11 protein-coding genes and 3 tRNA genes are annotated in these 11,997 nt (G+C 38.1%); 1 reads left to right on the top strand and 13 read right to left on the bottom strand.

What is annotated here, in order from left to right:
- Positions 1–96: 96 nt before the first annotated feature.
- From C8D73_RS09290 to C8D73_RS09240, 11 genes are all read right to left on the bottom strand, one after another.
- Entirely contained in the window at positions 97–1,485 is a 1,389-nt protein-coding gene (locus C8D73_RS09290) for an alanine/glycine:cation symporter family protein (RefSeq protein ID WP_044491490.1), read from the bottom strand.
- Positions 1,486–1,829: 344 nt separating this feature from the next.
- Positions 1,830–2,141, bottom strand: coding sequence for a helix-turn-helix domain-containing protein (locus C8D73_RS09285; RefSeq protein WP_167457070.1), 312 nt, complete (start codon positions 2,139–2,141; stop codon positions 1,830–1,832).
- A gap of 162 nt (positions 2,142–2,303) precedes the next feature.
- On the bottom strand, positions 2,304–2,525 hold the full coding sequence (locus tag C8D73_RS09280) for a helix-turn-helix domain-containing protein (protein ID WP_021717035.1): 222 nt from the start codon (positions 2,523–2,525) through the stop codon (positions 2,304–2,306).
- A 645-nt stretch (positions 2,526–3,170) separates the two neighbouring features.
- Positions 3,171–3,383 carry a helix-turn-helix domain-containing protein gene (locus C8D73_RS09275; RefSeq protein ID WP_113078004.1) on the bottom strand — a complete coding sequence of 71 codons (213 nt, stop codon included), beginning with the start codon at positions 3,381–3,383 and terminating at the stop codon, positions 3,171–3,173.
- Between the two features lie 29 nt (positions 3,384–3,412).
- The gene (locus C8D73_RS09270) at positions 3,413–3,652 is read right to left on the bottom strand and encodes a helix-turn-helix domain-containing protein (RefSeq protein WP_206672118.1); all 240 of its coding nucleotides are present in this window, start codon (positions 3,650–3,652) and stop codon (positions 3,413–3,415) included.
- Between the two features lie 211 nt (positions 3,653–3,863).
- Positions 3,864–4,682 (bottom strand): DUF3298 and DUF4163 domain-containing protein, encoded by an 819-nt coding sequence (locus C8D73_RS09265; protein WP_021717032.1) that lies wholly within the window; start codon positions 4,680–4,682, stop codon positions 3,864–3,866.
- A gap of 106 nt (positions 4,683–4,788) precedes the next feature.
- Complete coding sequence (locus C8D73_RS09260; protein WP_021717031.1) at positions 4,789–5,388, bottom strand: nitroreductase family protein; 600 nt, start codon at positions 5,386–5,388, stop codon at positions 4,789–4,791.
- A 200-nt stretch (positions 5,389–5,588) separates the two neighbouring features.
- Positions 5,589–5,664: transfer RNA gene (locus C8D73_RS09255), tRNA-Val, on the bottom strand.
- A gap of 3 nt (positions 5,665–5,667) precedes the next feature.
- Positions 5,668–5,742 (bottom strand) — tRNA-Glu (locus C8D73_RS09250).
- A gap of 3 nt (positions 5,743–5,745) precedes the next feature.
- Positions 5,746–5,821: transfer RNA gene (locus C8D73_RS09245), tRNA-Asn, on the bottom strand.
- Positions 5,822–5,900: 79 nt separating this feature from the next.
- Complete coding sequence (locus C8D73_RS09240) at positions 5,901–6,374, bottom strand: NanQ anomerase/TabA/YiaL family protein (protein WP_113078003.1); 474 nt, start codon at positions 6,372–6,374, stop codon at positions 5,901–5,903.
- Between the two features lie 132 nt (positions 6,375–6,506).
- On the opposite strand from C8D73_RS09240, the gene C8D73_RS09235 reads away from it, so the two are divergent.
- A complete protein-coding gene (locus C8D73_RS09235) occupies positions 6,507–8,063 on the top strand; it encodes an ABC-F family ATP-binding cassette domain-containing protein (protein ID WP_113078002.1) in 1,557 nt (518 codons plus the stop codon).
- Between the two features lie 47 nt (positions 8,064–8,110).
- Here the strand turns inward: C8D73_RS09235 and C8D73_RS09230 are convergent, their stop codons facing one another.
- Complete coding sequence (locus C8D73_RS09230) at positions 8,111–8,680, bottom strand: toxin-activating lysine-acyltransferase (RefSeq protein WP_021717028.1); 570 nt, start codon at positions 8,678–8,680, stop codon at positions 8,111–8,113.
- A gap of 73 nt (positions 8,681–8,753) precedes the next feature.
- Positions 8,754–11,345: an autotransporter family protein gene (locus C8D73_RS09225; RefSeq protein ID WP_113078001.1), complete on the bottom strand. Its 2,592-nt coding sequence runs from the start codon at positions 11,343–11,345 to the stop codon at positions 8,754–8,756.
- Positions 11,346–11,997 lie beyond the last annotated feature (652 nt).

Here is an 11,997-nt window from a genome sequence, read left to right as displayed (position 1 = left end):
CTTTACCTTGTCTTTCTCTGCTTTCATATTACCACAAAAAAATGACTTCTGCCAGAAGTCAAAAAATATCCCACAGCTTAAGCTGCGGGATATTTTTTATTCACTATATTCAGGTTCACCAATAATATCAATTCTTTTTTTCCGGGAACGCACTTTTTCCCAATATGTAAAATAAGCTTTTGTTTCTGCCACAACTACTCCACTCAATCCCAGCAAAGCAATCAGATTCGGAATCGCCATTAAACCGTTAACGATATCAGCCAAAACCCAAATCGTTTCCAGCTTTAAAAAAGCACCGGACGCCACAAGACCAATGAAGACTAAACGATAAGGCATGATACTTTTCGTGCCAAAAAGGTATTCAATGCAGCGTTCACCGTAATAATTCCAACCCAAAATAGTAGTAAAAGCAAATAACACTAAACCTATCATCAATAAATATTTTGCCATTGCAGGGAAAGCCATTGCAAAAGCAGATTGAGTCATAGCCGCACCATTCAAATCGCCTGTCCAAACTCCGGAAACCACCAGAACCAAACCTGTCATTGTGCAAATAATGATCGTATCGATAAAAGTTCCCGTCATTGATACCAGCCCCTGCTCAGCAGGCCATTTTGTTTTTGCCGCCGCTGCTACAATCGGAGCACTGCCTAAACCGGCTTCGTTAGAAAAAATACCGCGCGCAATACCACTGCGCATCGCCAGCATAACAGTAGCACCCAAAAATCCACCAGCTGCCGCCGTAGGATTAAAAGCACTTTCAATGATAAGAGCAAATGCTGCAGGTACCTGATCTGCAAATACGATCAGTACTGCCGCTGTAGTAAGCATATAAACTAACGCCATAAATGGCACTATTTTTCCTGCTACCATCGCGATAGATTTCAAGCCGCCGATAGTTACGATTGCCACCAAAACAGTCAGAATAGCTGCCGTATACATGACCGGGATCCCTATGGAAAGATTAGTGATCTCAACGATAGCATTGACCTGTGTAAAAGTACCGCTGCCTAAACAGGCAACCATCACTCCGAATACCGAAAACATAACTGCCAGAGGTTTATATTTTTTACCAAGTCCCTGTTCAATATAATGCATCGGTCCGCCGGAAATATTGCCGTTGGCATCAACCGTTCTGTATTTCACTGCTAAAACACCTTCGGCATATTTAGTTGCCATACCGAAAAAAGCCGCCATCCACATCCAGAACAACGCTCCGGGACCACCTGCCTTGATCGCTGTAGCAACACCTACGATATTACCTGTACCAACAGTAGCTGCCAACGCCGTACACAAGGCTTTAAAGCTATTGATATCGCCGTTGCCTGTATTTCTTGCAGTAAAAATCAATTTCAATGCGGTTGGCAGCTTTATGACCTGTAATAAACCTAATCTTACAGTCAGTAAAATACCTGTGCCAATAAGCAAAACCATTAACGGCGGTCCCCACACAAAACTATTGATAGTGTTTAAAATATCCATCATTATCCTAGCTCAACCCCTCAAATAAATTAATTTTATTTCGTTGGTATTCCACGAAAATATTAACTAACAATATCCAACAACGTTTTCTATTGTAACACAATCGGAACTTTTTTCAAGCATTTAGGCAATTGTATACAAGTATTCTTCTTATTTCACCCGCATTTGTGTATACAGTATGCAATTAGTATTAAAAATAAAGAACAAAAAAGCGCACTAAAAGTGCGCTTTTTTGTTCTTTAGGAGTTATTTGAAAAATGTAAAGCAAAACTCACTTTTCCAATCAGTGGAAGCCAATATACAAAGCATCTGAGTTGCATCTTAAAAGCTTCACTTCAATCTAGATTTTAAATAACCTGTTTTTTCAGTACTTTCAGAATATCCAATAATTCTTCTGCGGTATATTTGTCTTCTACCTCTTGAGGTTTAACCTCAGTATTCAAAGTTAAGCCTAAAAGTGCATCAACGCCACAGCTGAAATAATGTGAAAGTCTTAACAAAACTTTCAAATTAACACTCACACGCCCATGTTCCAGATTACTCATATGTGTTTGAGAAATACCAAGTTTTTTCGCAAGCTCTGATTGGGTAACACCTTTACGGATACGCATAATCTTGATGTTTTGTCCGATTTTTACAAAATTGGGTTCTACGCTCATAACTGCCATCTCCTCCCTGAACTGTATAAAATATAATCCCAGAAAATTTTAGAACTATATTTTTATAAAAGCTAAACATCAGGATAAAACCATTTGTTTGCTAGCTTTTCAAAATTAAACCGGTATGCAGATAAACATACCAGAAAATTATTCTGATCTTACTTAAATGTCCTTATCTGTCAGCAAAATACCTGCATCAACATTCAGGACTTGCGCAATCTGCAGCAAAACTGGTACGCTGCACTGCGCTTTCCCTGTTTCTATTTTCGACAGATACGAGCGTGAGATTCCTGCCTCATCAGCTAATTCTACCTGACTTATATTTTTCATTTGTCTGTAATATTGAATTTTTAATCCTAATTGTTTAAATTTTGTCGAAAACATTTAAATCTCCATTTCCATACTAATCCAAGATGTTAATTATTTATCCCTTCTTTGCTATTCTTTATACTTTATTAATATTATTATCACATTTTATTAATATTTAGGTGTTCAGAAATAGTTAACATATGTGTTCTTTAGTGCACAGAAATAAATAAATTATATCTTTTTTATTTTATGTGTTAATTTTTTCAACTTCCATTAATTTATATCAATAAACATTTTACATTATTTAAATGCTATTCAAAAAATTACTTCATATTATGTCTTCAATATTGCATTTATAATTATCAGAATAATCTGCAATAATTTTTTTGATATTTTACATACACTATACAATTCATTATATTTAAATTTATTTCTAACAAAAGTATTCTTGTTGCATTGGTTATATATTATCATAATGGATATGTTTTTGTCTTAAGTTTAAGTTTCAAAATTACTTTTTATATTATTTTTATTTCTTTTTATTATTTATTTTATTTTTACATTCAATACTATCTTTTGAAATATTATATCTTTATTTACATAAAAAAGAAAAACCTCCATTTTTTTATGGAGGTTCAGTAATATATACATATTATATAGACAATAAGTCAAAAGTTTTTATTCTACTGCTTTTACTGAGCATTTATGTTTTTAAGTATCTTAAACGGTTAGCAAATCATCTAAACTACACTTAAAAAAACCGGTAAGCTTATACAACATTTTCAGGCTTATTTTAACTTTACCATTTTCTATATTACACAAATGAGCTGCGGATACTCCTAAAAGCTTAGCCAATTTAGCCTGACTGATACCTTGACGTATCCTTTTAATTTTTATATTAATACCTATCGTTTTATAATTAGGTTCTTCCACTTTCTTACACCTCTTTACTTTTTCTTAACTTAATAACTGCTCCCATCTGTCAACAGTTCCCCTGGATCAATCTCGAGTACTTTTGCGATCTGTATCAAAACAGCCAGACTGTAACGCACTTTCCCTGTTTCAATTTTAGAAAGATATGAACAGGAGATACCAGCCTTTTCCGCTACTTCCATCTGTTTCAATGCCTTTCTTTTTCTGTAATAGGCTATTTTCAATCCTATTTTTTTGAATTTCTTGCTAAACATAATTTCACCAACCACACTTTTATTCTTCTGTAATATTAATTACATCAATTTTATTATATCCAGCTATTCATTTTTATGTTTTCAATAATAGTTCAAATATGTGCACTATAATACATAATCGCGTTAACATTATTTGAAAAATCCCTGTCATTTATGTCATAAAAGTATTTCGCTTGATCAGACAATAAAAAAAGCCCTGCTTCAGCAGGGCTAAAATATCAGTCTTTTATTCTAATTTAAAATTAAAAATATCTGCAACCTGGCTAACAGGAATGATAAACTCGATCGTTCCGGCAGCATACGGAGCAACAGCATAAGGCGGATATACTATAACAAGATCAGCATTATCCGTAATATAAAAATTTTCTGTTCCGTTCACTTCTACTTTTTTATCAAAAAATCCCTTTAACTGCTGTTCGTCTGCCACCTGTTTTGCAACAATGGCATTCAAACGCGGCAGATAATTGCTGCCAGCTTTAAACATATCGCCTAAACTCAGTAATTTACCGTTTTTTAAATTTACGTTGATCGTATCCAAATATGTATTCGGATGGGCACCACCCAAATAATCCATATAAGTTTGTTCTAAAGAAAGTAACTCTTCACTGTTAAAACGCACTTGATATCTGCCGTCAAACGTATACTGTTTGACATGAGAACCGGCTTTATGAGCTGCCTGCGCCTGATTTTGCAGTTGACGATTGATAAAGCCTGCTATATCAGTCACAAACTCACGGCTCGCCTTCGCACCACCGTAACCGTCAAACTCAGGATAGTAATTTTCCTGTAAACTCAGTCCATTACTTCCTCCGGGCAAATAAGCATACAACTTTTTCACAATATTAAAATCAATTGCCATATTCACTTTGTCATCAACTTCTGCACCGCCTACGGCGCCTTTCACAACAGGGATATTAACTGTTACTCCTCCAGAACGTATTTTTTGATCAGTAATCTGAGGTTCTGCAGCCCATGCTGAAACAGCTATCCCCAAAGCCATGACTCCTGCCACACCAGCAGTTATAAATTTCCGCGACATCTTCATCTGTTGCACCTCCAAGAATAGTTATATTATTAGTATAACATTATTAAATGTCAAAAGAATGTCTTTTCAAAAAAAATCCCCCGTTTAATCGGGGGATTTTCATCTTTTATTCTAAGATACGCATTCTATCCGAACCGGATATAACTTCTTTTTCATCAGGCTCAGCTGTTTTAGCGCCAAACGGCATTTGCGCAATCAAACGATACTGATCTGGGATATTGAATACTTCTTTTACTTCCGCATCAATAATTGGGTTATAATGCTGCAGATTGGCACCTAACCCCTCCTCTTCTAAAGCTGTCCAGATAGCAAACTGCAGCATGCCGTTAGCCTGATCTGCCCAAGTTTTAAAATTTGCCGCATAAGTAGGAAAATTACTGGCAAAAGTTTCTGTAATGCCTTCATCATCAAAATACAAAATAGTACCATACCCTGCTGCAAAACTATTGATTTTAGCTTCAGTAGGCGCAAATTTTTCAGCCGGTACACGTTCACGCAAAGTTCTCATAACAATATCCCAAAAATTTTTATGAGCCTGCTCAAACAATACTACAACACGGGCGCTCTGACAATTAAAGGCCGAAGGAACATCCTCCAACAGCATTTCTATCAGTGCTACAATTTTATTTTTGGGAATCGGAGAAGTGTTGGTAATACTGTAAACGCTGCGGCGTTCATGAATACTGGAAAGAAAAGTTTTTTTCATAATTATGCCTCCTTACTATAAATACTCTTTTATTGCTAATTTGACTTTACTACAAAGCCAGGAGAAATGCAAATTATCAAAAAAACCTCTTTAAGGGCTTCCCTGCTGGTTTGTTACTTTTGTAAAACATTATGAAAGCAATTATTCCTAAAAATCAAATAAAAAAAGCATATCCAAGTTTCTTGGATATGCCTGATTTCTGGTGGGCGCTGACGGGATCGAACCGCCGACATTCTGCTTGTAAGGCAGACGCTCTCCCAGCTGAGCTAAGCGCCCGAATGGTGACCGGTGGGGGAATCGAACCCCCGATACCGCCGTGAAAGGGCGGTGTCTTAACCGCTTGACCAACCGGCCAGTTGGCTCCCCGAGTAGGACTCGAACCTACAACAACTCGGTTAACAGCCGAGTGCTCTACCGATTGAGCTATCGGGGAAGGTCACTGACGTTTCTCAACGTCACAAGTGGTATTATATGGCAATTTTGTAATCTTGTCAACACTTTTTTTGAAATTTTTACTGATTTTTATGTTTAATCTTAACAACTATTTTTTGCACTTCTTGCATTCCATTCTTGGTACTGCAGCCAGGCCGATGTAATTCCCACGGAAAAAATACAGCAAAATCACCAGTCTGCAAAACTACGTGATCCTTCTCCTCTATTTCTTCGTAAAAAAGCAGATCACTTTCATCTGCATGATCTTCCACAACAATATGTTCAGCTCTTCTGGGGGTAAAATAAATTATTTCCTCCCCTGCACCTAAATACTGGACATCAATATACTGATTATGAGCTTCGGGCTTTTTATTTATTTTATCTTCTGTCGCATAGGTATTAATTCTTACAAATACATCCCTGCCATCTATTTCATATTCACCGTTATTTACTTCGGCAAAGTTTGTTTCTTTTATATATTGTAAAGCTTTCTGTAAACCCTCTGATACATATGGCAGTATTTTTTCTATATCTTGCTTATTTCCGCAGATCATTATAAAAGCCTCCTTATTAAATTCAGTATTGCTTTATTCGACATTTCCATGTAAAATCCTGTTTTCTGCTTTGACAAACTACTATTAGTTACGTTAAAATTGTAACATATATTTTGATGAAAGAGGTTTAGTATGAGCTATTTGAATGTTACTAATGTTTCCCATACTTTTGGCGGCCGCCAGATCTTGGAAAATGTTTCTTTTAAATTACTGCGCGGCGAGCATGTCGGTCTCGTCGGTGCCAACGGCGAAGGTAAATCGACCTTCCTTAATATCGTTACCGGCCATTTACTGCCGGATGGAGGCAAGGTAGAATGGCCCGGACGCGTTACTGTTGGTTACTTAGACCAGCAAAGTACACTAGAGGCCGGTAAAACTATCCGCGAGGTCCTGCGCACTGCTTTCAATGATATGTACGAAGCAGAAAAACAGATGCTGGAACTTTACGACAAGATGGCTGAAGCTGCACCTGAAGAAATAGATAAAATGATGAATACTGTAGGCGAGATCCAGACAGAGCTCGAACACAGTGGTTTCTATTCATTAGATACTAAAATCGAAGAAGTGGCTAACGGTCTCGGCTTAGGCAGTATCGGGCTTGACAGAGATGTCAGCAAACTTTCCGGCGGTCAGCGCAGTAAGGTTTTGCTTACCAAGCTGCTTTTGCAGAACTCTTCCATTTTGTTATTAGATGAACCTACCAACTATTTAGACGTTGAGCATATCGAATGGCTGACAAGGTTTTTACAAAACTATGAGCATGCCTTCATTCTTATTTCTCACGACATAGCCTTCCTCAATCAGGTAGTCAACGTTATCTACCATTTGGAAAACTGTGAACTGACCCGCTATACCGGCAACTATGACAAATTTCAGGAAATGTACGCTATTTATAAAGCCCAGCGTGAAAGCGCTTATGAACGTCAGCAGCAGGAAATTGCCAAACTGGAAGATTTTGTCGCCCGCAATAAAGCACGCGTCGCTACTACTAATATGGCTAAAAGCCGGCAGCGCAAGCTTGATAAAATGGAAATCATTGAAAAACCACGTGAAAAACTTAAACCAACCTTTAAATTTACAGAAGCAAGGACTCCAAGCCGTTTCATAGTTGAAGCTAAAAACTTAGTTTTAGGCTATGATACACCGCTTACTCGTCCTGTAAGCTTCAATCTTGAACGCGGTCAGAAAATAGCTCTCCGCGGTGTAAACGGACTAGGCAAAACGACCCTTTTAAAAACTATTTTAGGACTGATACCGCCAGTGTCAGGCTCTGTAGAACTGGGTGAATTTTTAGAACCTGGTTATTTTGAGCAGGAAGAACGCACTAAAAACGAAAATACAGCTTTAGAAGACGTATGGAACGAATATCCCGGTCTTACCAATTATGAAGTCCGCGCCGCTTTAGCGGGCTGTGGTTTAACTAACGAACATATTACCAGCAAAGTTTTTGTTTTGAGCGGCGGCGAAGCAGCTAAGGTCCGTTTATGCAAGCTGATGCTTCGTGATATCAATTGGCTTGTTTTAGACGAACCAACAAACCATCTGGACGTTGACGCAAAGGAAGAACTTAAACGCGCGCTGATCTCATTTAAAGGAAGTATCCTTCTGGTTTCGCATGAACCTGAATTTTATGAAGATTGGGTAACTTCAGTTTGGAACATCGAAGATTGGACTACAAAAATAATTTAAAAACAAAAAATCCTCAACCAAAATTGGTTGAGGATTTTTATTTTTGATTAACCAAGCAGTGACGCCACATCTTTTTCAAGCTGCATCGGCGCCGCTACTAACGGCATATTTTCATTATGCCACTTCAAGCTTGCCATCGCAGAGACATTTTTGCCGCGTTTACATAAAATACGTTTACCACGTTTTTTACCCTCATGATAAAGAAACCGCACTTCAGGCGAATCCTTAAAAAGATTTTCTTTTATCCAGCGTTCACCTTCATAAGCTCCACCGAACGGTGCAGCAAAAAACAGTATCCAGGGACGATCGCCGCCGTTCCAGTTATGAGGTGTTAACGCCAGGTTATAGTTTGTTAAATACTCCGCTTCAGCAGCATCATCAAAATTGGCCCAGGCCATATAAAACAACGGGCTGCCTTTTTCTGACATTCCCAGTACATACTGCTTATTGGCGATCGCCGGAAAGATTTGCGAAGCCATCATATGCAGCGGCATCGTCTCATGTTGTTTAGAATGCATCATCAGCCAGGTAATATTACCTAAAATATATGCTGTGCTATAATGTTCATCCTGTAAAGACGGTGCTATAAATTTAATTTTTCCTTGAATTTTATCCATGATCCGAGTTCTCCTTTGGTCGTCTTTCCTCCACCAAATCCCCTATGCAATATTCTGCATCATTTAAACAGTCTTAGAATTCCCATCTAATACCTGTATTTACCTGCCATTCCTTTTTCGTGTCGCCGCCAAAGCTGCGTTCAATATCACCATAGAAATGGGTATTACGACTTAACTGAACCTGCGCGCCCATACCGAATTCATACCAGGTATCGCCATTGTCATAGCGTTTACGCAGATTTTCGCCGTTAGCAGCAACCATCGATACATCACGGTCACCGTCAAATTCATGGAACGCTCCCAGTTTAAAATAATAGCTGCTTTCCGGGCTAATCTTCCGTCCAACTTCAAAACCGATACGGCCAATAGCACTGGTTAAACCATCTACATCGATCTTGGTTCCGCGTTCGGTCGTAAAATCAACACTGTTCATTCTGCCTAAAGTAATTTGTGCCTGCGGTGTAAAGAACCAGCCTTTTTCGTAATTCTTCTGCCTGCCATACTCAAAGCTGATACTGTAAGCAGCATTGTCATAATCACTGCGTTCAGCATATTCGCCATAAGTATTCATCTTGTGATCCAAGTGTCCAGCACGCAGCACTATATCTGTATAATGGCCTTTATTGCCAAACCATGTCGTATATAAACCGAGAGCAGTCAGGCCTGTTTCACCCTTGCCTGCCGTATAGCTTAATTTACCTTCGCTGCGTTCCAATACGATACCATTAGTACGCTGACCATTTTTCTCGTCATATCTGGTCTTATCATAACCCAACTGATAGGTATGGTATTTATCAGTATAGCTCTGACCTTTCAATTTACCATGATACATACGAGCCCAGACACCGTCTGTTCCATGTTCACCACTGCGAATATCGCCTAAACGTTTACGTAAAGTGTCATTAGTAGCTCTCCACAAGCTGTAATCACTGGCAAAACCATCGTTGATGGTTTCAGTATTGCCATTTTCCTTCTTTTCAATTTTTGTCAGATACCACTCATTCGCACTTTCACCTAAAGTATCCCCGCGCTCAACAGTCGGCAGTACATCCCATAATCCACCGGTATCCATATATTCGCCAACGAAAGAAGCATTACTGCTGTTATCTGTGATCAAATGCAGTTTCTTTTCACCTGAAACCTCGCCATTGATCAAACTCAGGTCATTAACATGCACATAATGTGTGCTGCCGGTTTCCGAAGAATTGATTACCAGTTTATCGCCATTGGCTTCACTGTCCAGTTCAGTATTGAATTTGAACACACCGCCGCTGCCGCTCAGATCATCAACAGTCACAACGGTATTCATACCAGCTTCATGACTGAGATTAACCATACTGCCGCCACTGACATGTAAACTGCTCACTTCAGAACTGCTGGTAACATGCCAGTAACTGTTATTTTTCAAATTCAAATTAATCGTTCCGCTGTTTGCAAGTGCGGTACTGCCAGTAAACACAGAATTATTATCCATGTCCAAATCAATGGAACCGCTGTTATCAGCATACATATTGCCGGTAATATTAAAAGTAGAATTACCAGCCGTACCTGTTATAGTTCCCTTATCGGCATAAATAGCGTAGCCATCATTGTCATTATTATCTATAGTAGCGCCGCCTAAAAATTCTATGCTGCCGGTTGCAGCATTTACATATGCACCATGAGATCCGCTGCCTTCAACAGAAATATTCAAACCGTCGCCTGCTTCAATAACACCTCTTTGTGCCAGCAAGCCATGTGAAGCATCGCCTTCAGTTGTAATACCAACATTATCATCTAAAGATAAAACCGAACCTGTCATGTTTGCAAATACACCATGGGAGCCACCACCAGCTGTAGCAATAGTAGAACCGGCGCCAATTTCAACAGCACCGTTTGCGACACTTCCTTTTGCCGAAGTATCAGCATAAGCAGCAACACCATGAGAACCATCACCCAGCGTAGTCATCTCCGCGCCTTCTTCAATAACGATCTTGCCATTATTGGAAGCCATCATTACGGTATGAGAACCATCACCTGCCGTAGACAAAACCGCGCCTTTACCAATATTGATTTTAGACCCGCCTGTCGGATTAGTTGTAGACCTGCCCTGTGCCGCATAAACCGCATGCGAACTTTCACCCAGTGTTCCGGCCGTTAACCCATCACCAATATTTATTGTAGCATGGAAATTTGCACGCACAGCATGGGCTCCGTCAGAAGTATCACCATTGGAATACTTCAATTCCCCATTATACAAAGTATTGATCGTAGCATTATCCCCAATGTTGAGGACTGTAGAACCGTTGATGTTCAAACCATCGGCACTGTTACCGCTGACAGTTATTGTCAAATCGTTACCAATATTAATCGTACCAGTAGCATTCTGCCAGTCAGAATTACCGCTCGGATTTGAACGGATTCCGTCACCAGCTTCACCTGTAGTAGTAATTGTCAAACGATTTCCCGCCGAAGTAACTGTTGCTGAATTGGTAACATTCGTATAAATACCAAAAGCATGTCCTACTAAACTCGGATACGCATTAGCAGAAGCTTCAATCGTAACATCATCACCGACAGATTCTCCACCATACATCGAACCTCTAGCTGCCTCTGCAACACCGAATAAAGGCATTGAACTTATAGCTAAAGCTATAGCCAAATGCAAAGTCTTCTTATTTTTCATTGCAACCCTCTCCTTTATTGAGTTTTAAAATTTATAATTTTTATATATTAAAATCGCTCCCCAACGACTTTAAATATATTAAAAATCACTTTACTAAAATTTATTTATTTCTTTTTAAAGCATCTACCTTCTTTAAGTTTATAAAATTATATTCTAGCAATGTAATATTAATTGTTAAAAACTGATTTGTCAATATTTTTAGGAATATTTTTGCATTTCAGTTACATTTTATTCACATTATAATGATTTTCTCTTATTATTATTTTTTAACTTTTAGTTATTTCATCTGGTATTTATTTAATAATAATCAATCTTTTACAGATAATGCAACTATCGTTAACTACCCGCTTAACAAGCCGCATTTCCTTAAACAGCCAATTTAATTCACCATTTAAATCTTATTTTAAATAAAAAAAGCAGCCTATTTTACAGAACAAAATATTTGTCTTGTAAAATAAGCTGCCGAAGTATATTAATCTTTAAAATTATTAATTTTTATTCACTATTGTCCGTTTTTATATTTTTGTATAATTTTACATTTTTCTTTCTTTAATAGGCTCTATTCTTTATCGAATGATTATTTAGTATTATTTTTTATCCAGTTAATAACTATGTATTTTTATTATAACAAAGCATCTTCCCATAAAATGCT

This window comes from Phascolarctobacterium faecium DSM 14760 (genome assembly GCF_003269275.1).
GTDB classification, from domain to species: domain Bacteria; phylum Bacillota; class Negativicutes; order Acidaminococcales; family Acidaminococcaceae; genus Phascolarctobacterium; species Phascolarctobacterium faecium.
Note: the sequence above shows the minus strand (reverse complement) of the source record. Positions and strands in the feature narration are given on the sequence as shown.